This window comes from Paraferrimonas sedimenticola (assembly GCF_002282855.1).
GTDB lineage: Bacteria > Pseudomonadota > Gammaproteobacteria > Enterobacterales > Shewanellaceae > Paraferrimonas > Paraferrimonas sedimenticola.
The window spans coordinates 656,383-676,516 of record NZ_NRIR01000001.1; the positions used below are offsets into that span (position 1 = coordinate 656,383).

Sequence of the window (20,134 nt, forward strand, 5' to 3'; positions counted from 1 at the left end):
TTTTTAGTATTTGAGGCCCGCCGCTGGCGGCGAGCCAAGTGAGAACTGCAGCTATCGAGTGGTTTCTTCCATCAAATAGGCCACATGGCGATACGGGATCCCCGACTGATTCGACAGGCCCACCTCGCAGGTACGGTTAGCGTAGTAACCCTCTTTGACGTCAGGCTCTAGCAGGTTCTTCAGGTTGCGCAGCGCGCTTTGCTTGATCTCTGGCTTGTACAAGCCCTTCTCGCCGGCATAGCCGCAACATTGAATATTGGCCGGACGCTGTACCTTACCCGCACAGGCCTTGGTCACAGCAATCAGCTTCTCATCCAGACCAGAGGTCTTGGCTGAGCAACCCACGTGCAGCGCAACGCTGTCTTTTGGCTTGATGGTCATTTTCTCAAGCAACTCATCGTGCATGAACTCAACCAAATCCATAATGCGAATTTTATCCAGCAAGCTAGTTTCCGCTTGCAGGGTACGCTTGGTACAAGACAGTGCATCCACCAATACGGTCAGCTTGCCGCCTTCAGTTAAGCCGGCAACAGTTTCAATCAGCTCGTTGCGCTTTTTGTCAGCGTTTTCAAAGTCGCCCTTGGATTCCCACATCTGGCCACAACACAAGTCGCGTGATTTGGCCGGAGTCACCACGTTGTAACCGGCGCGCTCTAGCAGAGTGACTACCACTTCAGGCAAGCTGCGCTTGTCGGTATCAACACCTGAAGGGCCAAAGGTACGCCCGCCACAAGCAGGGAAGTAAACCACAGTCTCTTTTTGTGGCTCGGCTTCTGCGGTTTTCGGCATCTTACCGCCCACTGGGAAGTTCGGGTTCCAGTGCGGCACTTCTTTAGAAAGGGCACGGGCCGCCTTCATGATGCCGCCAGTCACAGTGGCGCCAGTCAGCTTGTTCACCTTGCCCAGAACGTTAAAGCCAGTGCTTAGGGTGGCGTTGACCTTGCCCCAGTGTTTGGCCTGAATGTTCAGGAAGGTTTTCTCAGTTTTGGTCAGATACGGCGCGCGTAGCTTACGCACCAATTGGCCCATGGAGTTATCTACCGGACAGGCAATAGTACACAGCTGACATGCCGCACAAGTATCAACCACGTCGTACTTGGCCTGAGCGCGCATTTCATTGGCTTTGTCCACTTCACCCACTTTCTTCAAACGCTCAATTTCGCGCAGCGTCGAGATGCGCTGACGCGGGGTTAAGTTAAGCGCTGAGGTTGGGCAGGTTTTCTCACAAAAACCACACTCAATACAACGGTCAACCAAGTCATCTACCTCGGTACACGACTTGATGTTTTTAACGTGAATGCGGTTGTCTTCGTTAAGGATCACCCCAGGGTTGAGCAGACCGCTTGGGTCGAACACTCGCTTAATTTGCTTCATCAGGGTGTAGGCATCTTGGCCCCACTCCATTTCCACAAATGGTGCCACCGCACGACCGGTACCGTGCTCGGCTTTCATCGAACCGTCGTAGCGATTGATCACCATATCCGCCACGTCTTGCATGAAGGCGTCAAAACGCTCGATGTCTTGTTGGGTCTCGAACTTAGGCGTGATGATGAAGTGGAAGTTACCATCCAGCGCGTGACCGTAAATCACACCTTCTGGGTAACCGTGCTTGTGGAACAAGGCAGTCAGATCGTTGGCCGCATCGGCTAAGTGCTCTGCTTCAAAGGCCACGTCTTCAATGATCACCGAAGTGCCCGCTTCGCGCTCACCACCGACAATTGGGAATAAGCCTGAGCGCATCGCCCAGTACTCGCCAAATACCGCTGGATCTGAGCTAAATTCTACCGGGCGCTCAGTATCAAAACTGGCCAACTTGGCCACCACGTCACGAGTATAACCAGCTAGTTTTTCCTCAGAGCAGGCTCGGCTTTCAATCAACAAGATTGCCGCACCTTCTTTAAGCTCATTCAACCAGGTTGGCATGCCTGGCTTGCCGGTCACTGACTTGATAGAGGCCCAGTCCAGCAGCTCTGCTGCGGCCACACTCTCACCCTTGATGACAGGAATAGCACGGGCAGCGTCTTCCATCGAGTAGAATACCGCCATTGCTGATGCCTTGTGCTTGGCCTCGTCCACCGTGTGGTAAGTGACCGAGTCAACAAAGGCCAAGGTGCCTTCGGAACCCACAATCAGGTGGTTAATCAGATCAAAGCCATCGTCAAAATCCACCAGTGCGTTAAGGCTGTAGCCTGTGGTGTTCTTAATCGCGAACTTCTTGCGAATGCGCTGACTTAGTTCTTGGTTGCCCTTGGCCAACTTGGCCAGGTCTTCAAGGCCGCTTAGCAGCTCGCCGTGAGTCTGGCGAAACGCCTCACGAGACTTATCGCAACCGGTATCTAACTCAGTACCGTCGGCAAATACCAACTTAGCCGAGCTAATGGTTTGATAGCTGTTTTGATGGGTACCGCAACACATGCCCGAGGCGTTGTTATTCACAATACCGCCGACTTTACAGCTAGATAGCGTGGCGGGATCTGGCCCAATCTTCTTGTCTAAATGCTTAAGCGCTTCATTGGCCTCGGCACCGATAATTGCACTGCCAAGAGTGACCTTATCGCCATCGGCACTGATGTTGATGTTGCGAAAACCGTCGTGACCCAAAATCAGCAGAATGCCCTCACCTAGGGCTTGACCAGAAAGGCTAGTTCCCGCAGCGCGAAAAGTCACTGGCGCGCTAAATTGACGCGCCACCGCTAGGGTTTTCTTAACCTGATCGAGCTCGTCGGCGTGAACCACTACCTCTGGCACGATGCGAAAATAGCTAGCGTCGGTAGACCAAGCAAAACGACGAACGTAATCGTCACTTACTCGCTCGACACCCAGCACGTCGCGCAGGGCATTTACTACTTGAGGATAATCTACTTTGGTTTGAGTCATTACAGTCTCCTGAGTTGGGCTGGCCTTAGGCCAGACCGCCCCACAAATAAGCGATAGTACCGGCAACCATGGCGTAGCCCAGAGCTACCGGCATTGTCTTACGGATAATTTCAGATTCGCGGCCGGCCATGCCCACCACGGTGGCGGCAGCAACCACGTTCATCACACACATCATGTTGCCCGCGTTGGCACCAATCCCTTGTAGTGCCAGAATTAGAGCGTGATTGGCACCAATGTTGTCAGCGACACTGTATTGCAGGCCTGAGAACATCATGTTTGAGAAAGTGGCAGAGCCGGATAGGAAGGCGCCAAAGATCCCGACCACAGGTGCCACCCACTCCCAGATGTGGCCCATACTGGACGCCAACGCGTCGGCCAGTGCCACAGGCATTGAGCTCAGTCCCGCGCCATTCGCGCCAGAGTTTAGGAAAATTTTCACCATAGGGACCGAGGCACCCAGCGAGATAATGGTCGGTACCATGGCCTTGGCCGAGGTGGTTACCGACTCGCGGATCGCTGCGCGACTCATCTTGAACATAAAGAAGCCCAGCACACACACAAGCACAAAGAAGATGCCCGGCGCGTAGAAGGTGGCGAAACCGGCTTTTAGCTCAGTACCAAGTAGATTGGTCCAGCTGATGTTAAAGCTAGTCAAGAAAGCTTTTAGTGGCTCAACCGTGCGCGATAGCACCAACAGCGCCGCCATGATCAGATACGGAGACCAAGCCGCCAGTTGCGAGAATTTCACCTGAGTATCGGCCTGCTCTGTGGTTTGCTTGTCTTCGAAGTCAAACCAAGGCTGCTTTGGTAGCAAGTAGCCTTTCTTAGCCACAGGAATTACGATCGCCATGCCAATTAGAGCACCAATTACCGATGGGAACTCTGGGCCGGCAATGTAGTTGATGGTGAACGCAGGTACGGTAAAGGCAAGACCTGCGAAAATCGCAAACTTCCAAATCGCCAGACCTTCTTTAAAGGATTTGTTCTTACCAAAGAAGCCGGTGAGGATACACACCATAGCCAGTGGAATCAGGGTGCCAGTAATTAGGTCAATACTGGTCATGTGCAAAGCGATGAACTGAGCGTAATCGGCAAAACTATCACCGTGCTCGGCGATTTGCGCGGCTGCCATGCTGGTGCCACCTTCGATAAGCCCTTGCTCCATACCAAACAGCACAGGCAGACCAATCGCACCAAAGCTCACTGAAGCCGAGTCGGCAATCAAGGCAACAACCGCAGCAGCCACCGGCGGAATGCCCAGTAGAACCAGCAAAGGTGCGCCAATCGCTGCAGGCGTACCGAAGCCTGCCGAGCCTTCGATAAAGCTACCGAACAACCAACAGATGATGATGACTTGTACTCGAGCATCGCCACTGATGTTGGTGAATCCTGCGCGAATAGTATCCATCGCGCCGGAGTACTTTAGGGTGTTCAACAAGAACACGGCGCCAAAAATGATGGTCAGCGGGGTCAATGCGGACAGCAAACCTTCAACCACAGAGGCGGTTAGTATGGTGGTATCCATTTGCCAGACAAAAATTGCTGCAAGCCCTGTGACTATCATAGAGATAGGCATGGCGCGCGAGGCTGGCATACGAAGTAAAACAAGGAACAGCATTACGCTGATCATCGGTGAGAGACTTGCTAGTAACTGCAGAAAAGTCATCGGTTCCTCTATGGGGGCCTTTTGATAGTGGAGCGATAATAAACTTCAGCAGGACCTAATGTGATGTGATCTAGAACATAGAATGTGTAACTTTCATCGAACAAGATAAAACCTGTGACACACATCCGATATTCGATAAGCCTAATTTAGGCATGCGTCACACTATTACAACCTTAGATATGACGTCTGTTTGCGCTCACCGCAAGAAAACTTACATTCCGCTAACCTTTGCGGCGTAACATCTTTGGTGTTTCAAGATTGCAAACTCGAGCAAAAACGAAAAAAGCGCCCTTGCGAGCGCTTTTGTCCGTCGGTGAGATATCTCCTTGAGCGGTGAGCTCAGTCAATCAAATACAAAGTGACCGCGCGGGCGCCGTGAGCCCCAATAACTAGGGCTTGTTCAATATCCGCCGTCTTTGATGGCCCGGCAATAAACACCCCGTGCTCAATTTGGTCTAATTGCAATTGCTCGATAGCCTGGTGCATGGTGGCTACTATCTGCTCTGTGCGAAGGATTACCGCAAGCTCTTCGGTAATGTAGGGAGTGACTCTGTGCGCTCCCATCTGCGCGTCAGTTAACAAAATAGCGCCATTTTCAGCAACACCCAGCGGTGCCTCGACCAGGGTTAGGTCGATGTTCTCCAGCGAGTGCGCACCATTGGCTTGGTCGCGATTGCCCTCGAAACCCTGAGCCAAACACAAGACTTGCATGCCTTTGGCTTTCGCTTGTTCAATGCGCTCAACAAGCGCTTGAGTGTCTTGCAAACGCACCACTTTGGCCGCGGCTTTCTCGGCACTGGCGATGAAGGTTTCAACCGCACAAGCCTGCTGTGTGCCTAGATTAATCTCTGGCATTGGCAGCTGGCCAAGCGCACTTTGGCTAAGCGCCTCAAATATCTTTTCTCTGGACATGCTTAGCCCTCCCGGTTGTTGGCAAACCATTGCTCAAAGCTGCCTTGCTTAGGCGCTTCTGGCAGTTCGCGGTGCTTGGCGTAATCCCCTGCCATTGGTTTAAGCAGGGAGTTTGGCAGAATGCGCAGCGCCGCACGAGCGGCTTTCATGCCACCACTGAGCGAAGACTCGCTTCCCATAAAGCGCCCTACCCACGGCATGTAATGCTTTTTGCCGTAAGGCATATTGCCGCCATCCGAGTGAATTCGACGCCATTTGAAGATGATTTCACCCAGCGGCACCTTAGTCGGGCATACATGGGTACATGAGTTACACAAAGTACAAGCCCAAGGCAGGCTGTGAGTGCTGTCTTGTCCTGACTGCACCGCAATCCCAATCGGGCCTGGCAACAGCGCGTTGTACGAGTGACCGCCAGAACGGCGATACACAGGACAAGTATTCAAACAGCCACCGCAGCGAATGCACTTGTAAGCTTGCGCTAGGGTTTCGTCTTTTAGAAGCTCGCTGCGGCCATTGTCCACCAGCACCACGTGCATCTCACCACCGGCCTTAGGCTTGCGGTAAATACTGGTGTAACTGGTGGAGGCCTGTCCGGTGGCGTTGCGCGCCAACATGCGTGTCAGCACAGCGGCGGATTCTTTGTTGGGCACCAACTTGTCGATACCCATGCAGTGAATCTGCAACTGAGGCAGGTTAACCCCCATATCTGCGTTGCCTTCGTTGGTACAAATCACCACAGCACCCTCGTCGGCAATCGCCATGTTAACCCCGGTTAGACCGGCATCGGCTTGCATGAACTTTTCGCGAAGGTGCAAGCGGGCTTGGTAGGTCAAATAGTCGGGGCAAGACGCGCCTTTCTCCGAGCCAATCTTGTCGTGAAACAGCTCGCCCACCTCTTCCTTTTTCATGTGGATGGCAGGCACCACAATGTGGCTAGGTGGCACTTCGGCCAGCTGACAAATGCGCTCGCCTAAGTCTGTGTCCACCACCTCGATACCACGAGCTTCTAGGTACGGATTTAGATGACACTCTTCGGTCAGCATGGACTTGGACTTCACCAAGCGTTTGACCTGGTGCTTTTGCAAAATGCCATGAACTATTTTGTTGTGCTCTTCGGCGCTAGAAGCCCAGTGCACTATTACGCCATTGGACTGACAGCTCTGCTCAAACTCTTCTAGATACTTTGGCAGGTTGGCTAGCGTGTGCATCTTGATTTGCGAGCCTAGGGTCTTTAGCGCTTCCCAGTCATCGCAAGCGCCAGCGGCGAGATCGCGCTTTTGGCGCAGGGTCCACAGCGCCTTGTCGTGCCAATCCACACGAGCTTCGTCTTGGTTAAAGCGCTTGGCCGCCGATGCGTGCGATTCGATTCCATTAATTAAAGCCATATATACCCCCTACAGTGCCTGATTGACCACTTGTGCCACGTGCAGCATTTGCAACGGGTACTCGCGTTTCTTAATCACACCGCCTAGGTGCATCATGCACGAAGGGTCAAAACCGACCACGTACTCAGCGCCAGTCTCTAGGTGGCGAGTGGCCTTGTCTTTGCCCATTTTGCCCGAGACCGCAGCTTCGTCCATGGTGAAGGTGCCACCAAAACCACAGCACTCGTCTTTGCGCTCTGGGTAGCGAATATCAATGCCATCGATGTGGCTAAGCAGCTGCTCGAGCTTATTAAAACCTGGCCCCATGGTTTCACTGGAAGAGGCCAGCGACAACATGCGAATCCCATGACAAGACAGCTGCAAGCTGACCTTATGGGCGAAAGGACGCGTAAACTCGGTAAGGTTTTCGACATCCACCAAGAATTCGGTGAACTCTTTGAGCTTAGCAATCACCGCCTCGGCTTCAGGACTGTTATCGTACTCGCGGAAATTCTCTTTGGCCGCCTCTAGGCATGAAGCCGCAGGCGCAACTATGTAGTCACACTCAACCTCTTTAAATGCATTTAGTAGTTTTAACGTGGTTTTGCGGGCGTCTTCAAAACAACCTGAGTTGGTCATTGGCTGACCACAGCAGGTTTGGCCTTTTGGCAAAATGACTTGGTGACCGAGTTTTTCTAGCACTTCAAGAGTGGCGATGGCCATCTCAGGGTGCAAATGGTTCACCAAGCAAGGAACAAACAAGGCTATTCGCATATCCTTTCCTTTACTTGATTGAGTCTGTTTTTCATCGATGCGACAGCATAGTAAATTAGCGATAACTAAACAGTGAAGCGCGACACAAGTCGCCAGAAAAGGAGAGAGAAAACATGGAAAAAGGTAAACAAAAAGCGATCTTAGGGTTAATCCATAAGATCGCTTTTGCTATCAGAATAAAACAGCGCTTAGGACTTAAGCTTCCGCTTTCTGAATATGAACGTCCATTTGCGGATAGGGAATGCCAATGCCCGCTTCGTCTAGGCGAGTTTTCACCTGCTCGTTGATTTCAAACTTAGCACTCCAGTAATCGCCAGTGTTGACCCAAGGGCGCACCACAAAATTCACTGACGAATCAGCCAGTTCGGCTAGCGCAACCGTGTAAGCAGGATCTTTTAGAACCGCCGGATGATTATTCAGAATGTCTTCCAGAATTTCCTTGGTTTGCTTGATGTCCGCATCGTAGCTAACACCAACAACCAAATCCAAACGACGCGTTGGCATGGCCGAATAGTTAACAATGGCATCGCCCATCACAGCGGCGTTGGCGACCGTGATGATTTTGTTGTCAGGAGTGCGCAACTTAGTCGAGAAAATGGTTATCTCATCAACGCTGCCCGACACACCTGCCGCTTCGACAAAGTCACCCACTTTACAAGGCTTAAAGATAACCAGCAGTACGCCGGCGGCAAAGTTCGACAAGCTGCCTTGCAGTGCCAGACCAACCGCTAAACCGGCGGCACCGATAATGGCGACCAGTGAGGCGGTTTGAATACCCACTTGCGACAGTGCGGCAATCACCACGAAGGTCAGCAGTAGTGCGTAAACGATATTGCCAACAAAGCTGACTACGGTTTGGTCAACCTGACGGGCTGTCATTACCTTGCTAAACATGCCGGACAACCAACGTGCCACCCAGCGACCCACCACAAAGATGGCAATCGCCAAGAGCACTTTTGTGCCGTAAACCATAGCGAGATCCGGCGCCATCGCCGCGTACTTTTGTATTTGTTCCATAGAAAATCCTTGTTGGCTGTGACTGCTAACCGTCTAATGTTCTTACGAAAATATAACTTGTTAACAAATACAACTCTAGCAGTTAAAACAGATCTTGCTGAATTGGCTGAGATTTTTTTGAAGGTGGGGTATACGGCTCGATTTCAAAGTCCTGACCACTAGCGCGCACACCTTGCGGCTCAGCCGCCAACCACTGCTCGGCGTTGCTGGCGTTTAGCAACAGTGGCATGCGATGGTGATACTCAGAGATTTCATCGAGTGCGCTTTGCGTGACAATCGCGCAATGACCAGGCCCATCGGCTTCGGGCCAATACAAAGCGGCCATGCTTAAAGGGGAGTTGGGAGTGCTAAAGGCATAGGGTTGTTTGCGATTGCCTTCGGTGCGCCACTCAAGCCATTGCTGAGCAACCAACACTGCCGGTACACAGTTTCGAAATAGCGGTTTTTGCGCAATGGTTTCAACACGGGCGTTGATTACTGGACGACCTAAACCCTTGAGCGGTAAACCCCATTGGCAGTCTTGCAGGGTCAATGTGGCCGGATTGTGGGCAATCAGTAGCGGAACTGTCTGGGTGGGGTATGTTTCACCCTTGCCTAATATTTCAAATTGGCCATAATCGCTGCCCAATTGGGTGCGGGTTTCGTAATTCACCGCATCCAGAATGAATCGTCCACACATACTCAATGTTTTCCTAGCGTTAAGCTCATGGTCCATCATAGAGTATATTCTATTGGGCTCATTGAATTTTTTTGACGCTTGGCTTGTACGAGGCACATTGATGCGCCACACACTTGGCTTCTGGATCATTGGTTTGGCACTGCTCAGCGGCTGCGCCAGCAAGCTGCCGCCCGAAGAGTTTTTAAACCCCAGTTTCTCCCGCCCGCAATCGGCGGTGAGCCAGCTACAGGCGGCGATTGCCGACAAGTTGGCCAAATACCCAGGCAAGTCGGCAGTTAGCCTGCTAGAAAGCGGCGAAGATGCGCTGTACTCTCGCTTAGCCCTAATCGACATGGCCGAGCACGACTTGGCTCTGCAGTACTACATCTGGAACGGCGACCACTCGGGCCTGTTGATACTTGAGCGGGTGATAGCCGCTGCCGAGCGCGGTGTGCGAGTGCGCTTGTTGATTGATGACCACAACCTACTGGGTAACCACAAATCGCTGGCGACTTTATCTAAGCTGCCCAACGTATACATCAAGCTATACAACCCCTACGGCGGCGCCCACTCGGCCCAATTTACCAAGACCCTAACCTTAATTGGTGACTTGCGCCGACTGAATCACCGCATGCACAACAAAGCGCTGATTGCCGATAATCAGGTGGCAATTATTGGCGGTCGCAACATAGGTGATGAGTACTTTGACCTGTCCAAAACCAAAAACTTTGTGGACTTGGATGTGATAACCCTTGGCCCTGTGGTAGGCGATATCTCCCGCAGCTTTGACGCCTACTGGAACTCTCAGTGGGCGGTGAGTGCGCAAACCATCGACCCCACGCCCCTGTCCAACAAAGAGGCCAATAAGCTCAGGCGTAAGTACTACAAGCAACTGCGAAAGCTGCCGTCTATGCCCTATACGGTGGAGTTCACTCAACAAGAGCTTTGGAATCAAGTCGAAGACGAGCTAAAAAACATGCATTGGGCCAACATCAGCCTCGCGGTAGATGTGCCGGGTAAGTCGCAGGACGATGCGCCCGATGGACCGGACATGATTCAGCAGATCTTGGAAAAGCGCAAACGCCCCGAAAAAGAAGTCATGGTGGTATCGCCCTACTTTGTACCCGATGGCGAGACGCTTGAGTACATCGACGAGCTTGAGAAAACCGGTGCACGGATTCAGGTAATCACTTCAAGTTATGACAGTAACGATGTGCGCGTGGCTCAATACGGTTACATTCGCCGTCGCCAGCAGGTATTAGACCGCGGCGTTGAGCTTTTTGAGTACCGCGCCGACAGCCAGTATTGGCGACAGCACCAGGTAGCCGAGATTCAGCAAGTGCCGCTAGCACTGCACGCCAAGTTCTCGATTTACGACGGTAAGAGTGTGCTAATTGGCAGTGCTAACATCGACCCGCGCTCCAAAGATCTCAACTCAGAGATTGGTCTGCTGATTGAAAGCGAGCCGTTTGCGCAAGAGCTGCGCCAGTGGTTTATCAACAATAGCCATCCGCGCAACGCCGCCAAAGTGCTGCGCTACAACAACAAGCTGTTTTGGCGCGTGGAAGATGAAAACGGTGAAGAAAAGATTTTAACCAAAGAGCCCGGCAGCCATTGGTGGGATATCTTTGGACTGTCGATACAGTACATACTGCCAGTGGAAGAGCACCTGTAAAACAAAACGACCGGCAATTGCCGGTCGTTTTCGTTAATGCTTACTGCGCGCCAGACTGTGGCGGGTAGTTTTGCAAAATCTCTAGCACCGCAGAGTTGATGCCAGCTTCGCGTTGCTCTGGTGATTCTTGCTGGCGAACTGTGTCGGCCAGTGCGCCACGCCATACCAACTTGTCTTCTTTGTTATCGATAAGGTCGATAATCAAAGTGCCCTTTTGATACTCGCGCACTCGAGTGGTCGAGCGGCTTGGGCCTGCATAACCACCGTAGTAACCCCAGTACGGGTCATAAAACGGGTGGTAACCATAGTTGTTGTGGAAAGTGTCGATGTTTACTTTCTTTTCAAGCTTGGTCAGATAGTTAACCAGAAGATCCGCCTCTTCTGGGGATGCCTTAGTAAAACCGCGCGCTGCCATGTTGGCGTCTACCGAACGACGAATACGCTCGTCGGTCAGGCCATCCATATGATAGGTATCGGCACCCTCTTCAGCGTCTTCCTCAGTTACTTCAACCCAGGCATAGGTTTTGTACTGGCTAAAGTCGACTTCCGGATTGTAGTCAAATTCTGTTTGGACCGTAGAACAGGCAGCTAGCGCTAGCGCCATCAGTCCGATTATTAAATTTCTCATGAAAATATCCTTAGCTAAGTCACTTAATCAAAAGCTTACCCACTTTCTAAGCATAGCGAAACGATTAACGTCATGCTTTTTTTCAATGGGTTAGCACATAGCCAAAAGGCTGCGGCTCTCTGTCTAGCTTGTCACGGTTTTGATATGATATCGCAACTTACCTTTATGAACGCTTACAAGTTGAGCAATAGATCATGAGCGACAATTCAAATCTGGTATACAGTACAGACGGTGGCCGCATCAAAGCTGACAACCAGCCGTCCGAAAAACCATCAGGCGATGGTGTGGTGCGCTTAAAGCGCGAGACCAAAGGCCGTAAAGGCAAAGGTGTGGTTATCGTTGAAGGGCTATTATTAGAGGGCAAAGCGCTAAAAGACTTAGCCTCTAAGCTCAAGAAACAATGCGGTTGCGGTGGCTCGGTAAAAGGCTTTAATGTGGAAGTGCAGACCGATGATCGCGAAAAGCTGAAAAGCATTCTAGAGAAACTCGGGTATCAGGTGAAAATCGCCGGAGGTTGATATGCAGTCATTACAGAATCACTTGCTGATCGCCATGCCAGGCATGGACGACCCATTCTTTAAGCGCACCGTCACTTACATTTGTGAGCACGACGAGAACGGCGCCATGGGACTTATCATCAATCAGCCAATTGGCCTAAAGGCCGACGACTTGCTGCGTCAGATGAAACTGCAAGACGGTGATTTTGTATTGCCCGAAGCCGCTAACCCAGAAATTCTGGTAGGCGGCCCGGTCGCCACCGAACGCGGTTTTGTGCTGCACAGCCGCGACCCAGACCAAATTCAATTCAGCTCAAGCCTGGCACTCTCCGATCAACTGATGATCACCACCAGCCGCGACGTGCTGGAGTCGATTGGCGGTAATACCTGCCCCAAAGACTACATCATTGCCCTTGGCTACGCCGGCTGGCAAAAAGGCCAGCTGGAAGAAGAGCTGGCGCAAAACTCCTGGCTAACCATTCCGGCCGAAGTCGATATTCTGTTCGACATTCCGCTGGATAACCGTTGGGCCGAGGCCACCAAGCGCTTAGGCATTGACCCTGCGCAACTCTCTACCCAAGCCGGACACAGTTAATGAGCCACTGCTTAGGCTTTGATTACGGAACCAAAAGTATCGGTATCGCCGTGGGCCAAGCCATCACAGGCTCGGCCTCTCCCCTTGCCGCCCTAAAAGCTCGCGATGGCATTCCCAACTGGGACTCCATTGAAGCCATAATCAAAGAGTGGCAACCGCAAACTCTGGTGGTTGGCCTACCTCTAAATATGGACGGCACCGAGCAACCCTTTACCGCTCGCGCTAAGAAGTTTGGCAATCGATTACATGGCCGCTTTGGCCTACCAGTGGAGTTTCAGGACGAGCGCCTGACCACCGCAGATGCCAAAGAGCGCTTGTTTGAGCTCGGTGGGTTTAAAAAGTTGCAGAAGGGACAGATTGATTCGGTGTCGGCGGTGCTGATCCTTGAGAGCTTTTTTGAAGCCGGCTACTAACACTCACTCCTCACAATTTCTAGAAAAATCAACTCCAACCCATTGTTCCCACTGGAATTATAAGACCCTCCGTGGTCTACTATGGCCACAATTTAGTCGTGTGGTAGCTCGTGTACGGATACGGAGTTTGACTAAGCTTGTCGTCTCTTCTTAGCGGTACACCTCAATCGAGCTCTTCATCAAGGAGGAGGATGGAGTTTCCCTAATCCTCGGGCGGAAGCGTGCATGTTGTACGGGTTCTTGCTTTGTACGCGCTGACTCTCCGATGGGTAACCGACTACGCGTTTAACCTATTGATTGAGCACAGTATTCAGAATTAGGCAGTATTTCTTTTCGATACTTGCAGAGCGTCTTTATCCAGCCGAAAAACGGAGAATTCGCGCTTACTACGCACTGTAAAAAGCGAGACTTTGACTTAACTAACTGAAGTTACTTAAGTAATTTTTTCCTGAAAGATTAGCGACGAACATTATCGATAATTCCACATAATAAAGCTGTCATAAACCTCTAAGGATTACCCCTGTAAATGAAGAATAGTGAAAACTTTAAGACTTTTTGGTGGTGTATCTTGGTTGCCGTTATTGGGCTCTACCTATTCGGTCGATTCCCTAAACTACTCGAAGGTACGCCTACATATTTTGATGTAGTTGTTTTCATCGTCTGGATCGCCGTATGTCTTGCGCCCATTTATCAAGAAATGAACCTGTTGGGCTTTAGCTTTAAACAGAAGTTTGATGAACTGAAGAAAGATATAAACCATCAGCTTTCACTAATGAAAGTCGAGCTCCAGTCTTCAATAGAAGTTTCAACCGCAAACCAAAATCACATTTCAGTCAACACAACATCCGAACCGCCAAAAGATTCTGATTTGCCTCAAATCGAGGAAGCAATAAACAAGATTTTAGAGGCTAAAGGGCTGGTTAAAAATGGCTATAAATTGCCTGAAGCTAGTCCTGAAGCTGTAGAGATGTTTAAAGTAAGGCTTGCTTTTGAGCGCCTCGTTTCAGAACACACATCTCGAAATACACCCTTGTTGGCCAAAGATATATCAAAACGGCAAAGCTTCTCGCTTGGGCGCACTTTGAGAGAGCTACGTCAGTATTCGCCAATTTCAGATGATGTGCTTAGTGGTGTAATGGAAATTATCAATGTTTGCAACTTCGCAATCCATAACGGGAAGGTATCGGATAATCAGCTCAATTTTGTTAGAAACTCCTCTTCTAGTTTGTACAATGCATTAGAGCAAGAGTTTAGAGAATACGGCTTATAACAAACCAATTAAGTACACTCCCGTTGGCCGCCGGACTCGCTCGGCTCGCCGCTTATTAGCAGCGTTAGGCGACTGCTAAATCAGTACTATATGGTCACCTTAAAGAGGCAATAGCAATGAACTATAAATTAGGGTTAAGAGAGATCACAGAGTCGGATATTAATATAGAGTGTCCCTTCATGCCCGAGAAAGATGATTTTCCCATGCACGTTGCTGCATTTGTTGAAGATATCCAACACCTTGAGGTTGTTGAAACGGCGGTAGAGGAAGGCCATAGTGTGCTTATCAACCTTATTGAAGGCGCGACTCTTGAACAATTACGTAAAGATTGTAAATCTGTTCTTCAAGCTTATTGGGGTAAGTTACGAACTACAGGCTTTGTCTCAATCCCCTAACAAGTCGTTTAAACGGAAAAAAACAGTTGGCTTTTGTTCGTGCCTCACAAATTATATTCAACTATTTTTCGCCGATTAACGAGGCGTTAGCAATTTATGAACCTATATCAGGCAAGTTTTAGTGGTCAGATGTTGAATAGAGGGTTTTGGCTCTATGTCTGGCGAATCAGGCATAAGAAGACCAAGTCAGAATATTGGTATGTTGGTCGTACAGGTGACTCTTCATCAGCCAATGCATCATCACCACTAGGGAGACTAAGTCAGCACCTTAACATCAAGACAAATGCAAAAGGCAATACACTGGTCAGAAACATACTTAAAGTTGGACTAGATCCTGCCAAATGTCAGTTCAAACTGGCTTCCGTTGGGCCTATCTTTCCTGAGCAGGAGTCTTTTCCAGAACATGTGACTTATCGGAATATAGTTGCAGCTTTGGAAGCTGAAATTGCCCATGAATTTCGAAGTCAGGGGCATACAGTTCTCTGAATTCATCCGACTCGTTCGGAATATGATGAAGCTCTTTTCCAAAAAGCAATCAAGCACTTCAGAGAAGCGTTCAATTGCTAACAAGCCTAACGAGTGGGATTAAAAACTGCTGGTTTGGTTCCACTTCGCTCCAAAGTTTAGCCAGCTATTTTTAACCCCTCATCGGGGCGTTATACTTTTTTCCACGAGGGAATAAATAATGATGAGTGCTAGTTCAAGAGAGCGCTGGAGCACCAAAACAATCACAACGATAACTTTACTAGTATCAGTTGCTTTGATTGCTACGTCGCTTCTTTATACCGATGAATATTCAGATTGGAAAAATATCCAAATTAGTGTTGCTTGCTCAATACTGGCAAGTAACATCATAATGTTTTTAACTTCAGAGTATATGCTTAGAAGCCAAAGGAGAGCTGAAATAATCGATCGTTGGGGGGTTGAAGCAATCTATAGAACTCGGGCTGAAATGAATACTTCGACCAACATATCTCTATCAAAAGCCAAGGAAACAGTAGAAATTGTGGCGTTTGGACTTAAGTCTTTTAGGGAAGCGAAATCTGAAGAAATCGAAACACTTTTAAGTAAAGGAGTCAAAATTAAAATTTTGACGATGAATCCTGATTCAAAAATACTGAGCTTTGTTGATAAACGAGAAAATCTAATAGCTGGCGCAACCAAAAATTCGATAGAGGGTTTGGCTGCTTGGGTAGAAGATTTGAAGAACAAAAGCAAAAGCGGCGATATTGAAATTCGCTTCTATGACGCTTTACCTTTAGATTTCTATTTCAAGGTAGACGATCGAATCTACGTAGGGCCGTACTTAAAAGGCTTATCTAGTCAACAGACCATATCTTATGAATTTTCGCAAGGAGAGGGTTACTCCTACTGGAGCAAGTACTTTTCTAAACTTTGGGAAAACTGTGAGTGATACGTAAACCCGACTATGAAAGAGGGCGTATTTTTGTCAGCCCAATATTAGGTTGTAATGCTCAATGTCATTTTTGCTATATATATGATAAGGGTTATAAAAAAAAAGCCGTAAAAAATGGGTTTGATATAGAGCAAGTAATTATGTATCTAAACTCTCACGAATCCTTTCAGTTTGAGTCAGATGGTTCTATTATTTCTATAGGAGCATGGGGTGACCCATTTCCTCGGTACAGTAAGAACCTGTGTTATCACACAATTAGCTGGTTGAAAAAACTTGCGGAATTGGGTAATCCAATTCAAATCATGAGTCGATATGAACTTCATCCAGAAATACTGGAAGAGATTGTTAATGTAAATAGATATTATGGTCATATAATGTACTCGACTTCGGTTAGCTCAATCGAAAGCTTCAGGATTATTGAACCATACTCGGATTCACCTAATAAACGGTTAGCGAGCGTAAGTAATCTAAATAAGGCTGGCATTGCAACTAATGTAATGATTAAACCATTTATTCAAGGTGTTACGGATTTAGAAGTAGACCAAATAGGTGACGCTTTGATGGCTAATGGTATTAAGCAATGTGTCGTAGGAGATTTACTTCTAGATGAAACAATTAAAGGGAAACTACTTTCTGATAACTTGTTAGCTACATCTAATATATATGAGTTAGAGCAACAGGTGCTAGACTGTACCTCTGGCGAAACGTATGAACTGAATACATCCATTGAAATGAATAGATTTTGTCATGCATTATCCCTTCAAGGTATTAATGTTTTCAAAAAATCTAGTTGCGTAAGTTCATTTATACTAGGAAAACCAAATCCTGCAAACTACATTGAATCAGATCCTAATGGATATTGTATAAAATGTGGTGTTTGTGAATAAAAGTATAGCAAAGCAGTTAAGAGTGATTCCCAACGCTTGGCATTTTTTATTCCATCGTTGGGTTTTGTGTATACGGTGGTATGGTTACGTTTCGTGGTAGTGTTGTTCACACCTTAATGTGGCGTTGAAACACCGCAAACAAAAAATGGCCGCGCTGTATGCACGGCCATTTTTGTTCAAGTCTGCTTTTTTTCCAGCCTAATCCAAATCCACTGTCACATTCTCCATCAAACCCGAATTGTTGTTATCCGAGTTTTTAAGCTTGATCATCAAGCGAAGATCGTTCGGTGAATCCGCATAGTGCAGCGCATCGGCGTAGCTAATCTCACCATCGGCATAGAGTTTAAACAACGCCTGGTCAAAGGTCTGCATGCCCTGCTCGTTCGACTTGGCCATGGTGTCTTTGAGAAGGTGCAACTCACCTTTGGCGATAATGTCGCTTACGCGAGAGCTGTTCATCAATACTTCAATTGCGGCACGACGGCCTTGGCCGTCTGAGCGCGGTACTAACTGCTGGGCCACAATCGCTTTAAGGTTTAACGACAAGTCAAACAGCAACTGTGAGTGGCGGTCTTTAGGCACCAAGTGCATGATGCGGTCCAGCGCCTGGTTGGCGTTGTTGGCGTGCAGGGTTGCCATACACAGGTGACCGGTTTCGGCGAAGGCCAGCGCGAACTCCATGGTTTCTTGGGTTCGAATCTCACCAATCAAAATTACATCGGGTGCTTGTCGCAGCGAGCTTTTAAGCGCGGCGTCAAACGACTCGGTATCAATGCCCACTTCGCGCTGAGTGATGATGCACTGCTCGTGCTTGTGTACAAATTCCACCGGATCTTCGATGGTTAGAATATGGCCCTTAGAGTTGCGGTTGCGATAGCCCACCATTGACGCCAGTGAGGTCGACTTACCGGTACCGGTCGCACCTACCATGATCACCAAGCCACGCTTGCTCATACACACATCTTTTAGGATGGTGGGGAGCATTAAGTCGTCCATATCCGGAATGGTGGTCTCAATGCGACGCATTACCGCACCTGGCGATTCACGCTGCCAAAACGCGCTCACACGAAAACGACCATAGCCTTTGATGCCATAGGCGAAGTTACACTCTTTGGTGCGGTGAAACTCCTCTTTTTGGGCATCGGTCATCATGCTTTCAACCATGGCCAGCACTGCTTTGTCGGTCAGTGCCATTTCGGTCATAGGTCTAAGTTCGCCATCGATTTTGGCGCTTACCGGAAAGCCTGCGGTTAAGAATAAATCCGAGGCTTTCTTTTCCATCATTACTTTTAGAAACGGCAGAATGTTCATAGCGATTCCTTAAAAGCTGGCTTTGCCCGAGCCCTTGGACACGGCATCGTCGCGAGTGATCATGTTGCGGTTCACTAGGTTTTGCAGCGACTGGTCTAGGGTCTGCATGCCATGGGCCATACCGGTCTGAATCGCCGAGTACATTTGCGCCACTTTATCTTCGCGAATTAGGTTCCGAATGGCTGGGGTGCCAAGCATGATTTCATGGGCCGCCACTCGACCGCCGCCGATTTTCTTAATCAGGGTCTGCGAGATAACCGCCTGCAGCGATTCGGAGAGCATGGTACGCACCATATCTTTCTCGGCTGCTGGGAATACATCAACCACACGGTCAATGGTTTTGGCCGCTGAGGTGGTGTGAAGCGTTCCGAATACCAAATGACCGGTTTCCGCCGCGGTCAATGCCAAACGAATGGTCTCAAGGTCACGCATCTCACCCACTAGAATCACGTCCGGGTCTTCACGCAGCGCGCTTCGAAGTGCAGCGTTAAAGCTGTAAGTATCGCGGTGCACTTCACGTTGGTTAATCAGACACTTTTTGTTCTCGTGAACAAATTCGATTGGGTCTTCGATGGTCAGAATATGGTCGTGGCGCGACTCGTTGATGTGGTTAATCATGCCCGCCAAGGTGGTCGACTTACCCGAACCGGTTGGCCCGGTGACCAGCACCAAACCCCGTGGGTAGTCTGAAATCTTTTTGAAAATATCTGGAGCGGCTAGCTGCTCAAGCGTCAGTACTTCGGATGGAATGGTACGGAACACCGCCGCGGCACCACGGGCCTGGTTAAAGGCGTTCACACGGAATCGGGCCAGATTTGGCACTTCAAACGAGAAGTCAATTTCGAGGTGCTCTTCGAAGTCTTTGCGCTGCTTGTCGTTCATGATGTCATAAACCAGGTTATGCACATCCTGATGTTCCAGCTGCGGCAAGTTAATTCGGCGTACTTCGCCGTCCACCCTAATCATAGGCGGAACACCAGCAGAAAGGTGTAGATCCGAAGCTTTGTGCTTTACACTAAAGGCCAGAAGCTCTGTGATTTCCATGATGTTTTCGATTCCATTTTGTAGTGACCGATTCCAATGCCCACAATAACAGACAGATACTCCCTCGCCCAGTCCCGATTCCTTGACGCCTGCCAGAAAAACCAACGCCCCGAAAACGCAGTGACACTGCTGGCTGTCAGCAAAACCAAGCCCATTGAGGATATCGAAGCTGTGTACGGTTTTGGCCAGCGCGCCTTTGGCGAAAACTACGTGCAAGAAGGCGTTGAAAAAATCCAAGCCCTGTCACATTTGGACATCGACTGGCACTTTATCGGCCCGCTGCAGTCCAACAAAACACGCTTAGTCGCCGAGCACTTTGACTGGGTACAAACCGTCGAGCGCTTAAAAATTGCCAAGCGGTTAAGCGAGCAGCGCCCGAGTGATTTAGCACCGCTTAAGGTATTGATTCAGGTAAACATTAGCCAAGAAGCCAGTAAATCTGGGGTCTTGCTAGAAGAGATAGACGAACTCGCCGATGCCATCGCAGAGCTTCCAAAGCTTGAGCTGCGAGGCTTAATGGCCATCCCCGCCGCCGACGTGAGTGAGGCCGAGCAAACTCGAGTTCTGAAAGCCATGCAAGACGCGTATACTAGGCTCAAAAATCGCTACCCGCAGCTAGATACCCTGTCGATGGGCATGAGTGGAGATATGGATCTCGCCATTGCCAACGGCAGCACCATGGTTCGGGTTGGCAGCGCTATCTTCGGCGCTCGCCCAAAAAAACAATAAGGATA

20 protein-coding genes are annotated in these 20,134 nt (G+C 49.4%); 10 read left to right on the top strand and 10 right to left on the bottom strand.

What is annotated here, in order from left to right; genetic code table 11:
• Positions 1 to 51 precede the first annotated feature (51 nt).
• From CLC93_RS02795 to CLC93_RS17695, 7 genes are all read right to left on the bottom strand, one after another.
• Positions 52 to 2,877 carry an FAD-binding and (Fe-S)-binding domain-containing protein gene (locus CLC93_RS02795; protein WP_095504407.1) on the bottom strand — a complete coding sequence of 942 codons (2,826 nt, stop codon included), beginning with the start codon at positions 2,875 to 2,877 and terminating at the stop codon, positions 52 to 54.
• Positions 2,878 to 2,902: 25 nt separating this feature from the next.
• Positions 2,903 to 4,543, bottom strand: a complete 1,641-nt coding sequence (locus CLC93_RS02800) for an L-lactate permease (RefSeq protein WP_095504408.1) — start codon at positions 4,541 to 4,543, stop codon at positions 2,903 to 2,905.
• A 339-nt stretch (positions 4,544 to 4,882) separates the two neighbouring features.
• The gene (locus tag CLC93_RS02805) at positions 4,883 to 5,455 is read right to left on the bottom strand and encodes a LutC/YkgG family protein (RefSeq protein ID WP_169902777.1); all 573 of its coding nucleotides are present in this window, start codon (positions 5,453 to 5,455) and stop codon (positions 4,883 to 4,885) included.
• Between the two features lie 2 nt (positions 5,456 to 5,457).
• Positions 5,458 to 6,840 (bottom strand): lactate utilization protein B, encoded by a 1,383-nt coding sequence (locus tag CLC93_RS02810; protein WP_095504410.1) that lies wholly within the window; start codon positions 6,838 to 6,840, stop codon positions 5,458 to 5,460.
• 9 nt (positions 6,841 to 6,849) lie between these two features.
• Positions 6,850 to 7,593, bottom strand: coding sequence for a (Fe-S)-binding protein (locus tag CLC93_RS02815; protein WP_095504411.1), 744 nt, complete (start codon positions 7,591 to 7,593; stop codon positions 6,850 to 6,852).
• 195 nt (positions 7,594 to 7,788) lie between these two features.
• Complete coding sequence (locus CLC93_RS02820; protein WP_095504412.1) at positions 7,789 to 8,610, bottom strand: mechanosensitive ion channel family protein; 822 nt, start codon at positions 8,608 to 8,610, stop codon at positions 7,789 to 7,791.
• An 82-nt stretch (positions 8,611 to 8,692) separates the two neighbouring features.
• Complete coding sequence (locus tag CLC93_RS17695; RefSeq protein WP_169902780.1) at positions 8,693 to 9,289, bottom strand: SOS response-associated peptidase; 597 nt, start codon at positions 9,287 to 9,289, stop codon at positions 8,693 to 8,695.
• A gap of 100 nt (positions 9,290 to 9,389) precedes the next feature.
• On the opposite strand from CLC93_RS17695, the gene CLC93_RS02830 reads away from it, so the two are divergent.
• The gene (locus CLC93_RS02830) at positions 9,390 to 10,943 is read left to right on the top strand and encodes a phospholipase D family protein (RefSeq protein WP_169902782.1); all 1,554 of its coding nucleotides are present in this window, start codon (positions 9,390 to 9,392) and stop codon (positions 10,941 to 10,943) included.
• Between the two features lie 40 nt (positions 10,944 to 10,983).
• Here the strand turns inward: CLC93_RS02830 and CLC93_RS02835 are convergent, their stop codons facing one another.
• A complete protein-coding gene (locus CLC93_RS02835; RefSeq protein WP_095504414.1) occupies positions 10,984 to 11,571 on the bottom strand; it encodes a DUF4136 domain-containing protein in 588 nt (195 codons plus the stop codon).
• Between the two features lie 194 nt (positions 11,572 to 11,765).
• On the opposite strand from CLC93_RS02835, the gene yciH reads away from it, so the two are divergent.
• The 8 genes from yciH to CLC93_RS02875 all read left to right on the top strand — a co-directional run bounded on the left by yciH (position 11,766) and on the right by CLC93_RS02875 (position 17,045).
• Positions 11,766 to 12,089 carry a stress response translation initiation inhibitor YciH gene (gene yciH, locus CLC93_RS02840; RefSeq protein ID WP_211286789.1) on the top strand — a complete coding sequence of 108 codons (324 nt, stop codon included), beginning with the start codon at positions 11,766 to 11,768 and terminating at the stop codon, positions 12,087 to 12,089.
• Between the two features lies 1 nt (position 12,090).
• A complete protein-coding gene (locus tag CLC93_RS02845) occupies positions 12,091 to 12,663 on the top strand; it encodes a YqgE/AlgH family protein (protein WP_095504416.1) in 573 nt (190 codons plus the stop codon).
• Positions 12,663 to 13,076, top strand: a complete 414-nt coding sequence (ruvX, locus tag CLC93_RS02850; RefSeq protein ID WP_095504417.1) for a Holliday junction resolvase RuvX — start codon at positions 12,663 to 12,665, stop codon at positions 13,074 to 13,076. Before CLC93_RS02845 ends, ruvX begins: the two co-directional genes overlap by 1 nt.
• A gap of 526 nt (positions 13,077 to 13,602) precedes the next feature.
• The gene (locus CLC93_RS02855; RefSeq protein ID WP_095504418.1) at positions 13,603 to 14,346 is read left to right on the top strand and encodes a hypothetical protein; all 744 of its coding nucleotides are present in this window, start codon (positions 13,603 to 13,605) and stop codon (positions 14,344 to 14,346) included.
• Between the two features lie 116 nt (positions 14,347 to 14,462).
• Entirely contained in the window at positions 14,463 to 14,741 is a 279-nt protein-coding gene (locus CLC93_RS02860) for a hypothetical protein (protein WP_095504419.1), read from the top strand.
• Between the two features lie 96 nt (positions 14,742 to 14,837).
• Positions 14,838 to 15,227, top strand: coding sequence for a hypothetical protein (locus CLC93_RS02865; protein WP_095504420.1), 390 nt, complete (start codon positions 14,838 to 14,840; stop codon positions 15,225 to 15,227).
• Between the two features lie 199 nt (positions 15,228 to 15,426).
• Positions 15,427 to 16,155, top strand: a complete 729-nt coding sequence (locus CLC93_RS02870; RefSeq protein ID WP_095504421.1) for a hypothetical protein — start codon at positions 15,427 to 15,429, stop codon at positions 16,153 to 16,155.
• Positions 16,152 to 17,045, top strand: coding sequence for a radical SAM family protein (locus CLC93_RS02875; protein WP_095504422.1), 894 nt, complete (start codon positions 16,152 to 16,154; stop codon positions 17,043 to 17,045). The genes CLC93_RS02870 and CLC93_RS02875 overlap by 4 nt, the downstream gene beginning before the upstream one ends.
• A gap of 198 nt (positions 17,046 to 17,243) precedes the next feature.
• Here the strand turns inward: CLC93_RS02875 and CLC93_RS02880 are convergent, their stop codons facing one another.
• Positions 17,244 to 18,356: a PilT/PilU family type 4a pilus ATPase gene (locus CLC93_RS02880; RefSeq protein WP_095504423.1), complete on the bottom strand. Its 1,113-nt coding sequence runs from the start codon at positions 18,354 to 18,356 to the stop codon at positions 17,244 to 17,246.
• Positions 18,357 to 18,365: 9 nt separating this feature from the next.
• Positions 18,366 to 19,400, bottom strand: coding sequence for a type IV pilus twitching motility protein PilT (locus tag CLC93_RS02885; RefSeq protein WP_095504424.1), 1,035 nt, complete (start codon positions 19,398 to 19,400; stop codon positions 18,366 to 18,368).
• A gap of 36 nt (positions 19,401 to 19,436) precedes the next feature.
• On the opposite strand from CLC93_RS02885, the gene CLC93_RS02890 reads away from it, so the two are divergent.
• Positions 19,437 to 20,129 carry a YggS family pyridoxal phosphate-dependent enzyme gene (locus CLC93_RS02890; RefSeq protein ID WP_095504425.1) on the top strand — a complete coding sequence of 231 codons (693 nt, stop codon included), beginning with the start codon at positions 19,437 to 19,439 and terminating at the stop codon, positions 20,127 to 20,129.
• The last annotated feature ends 5 nt before the right edge of the window (positions 20,130 to 20,134 follow it).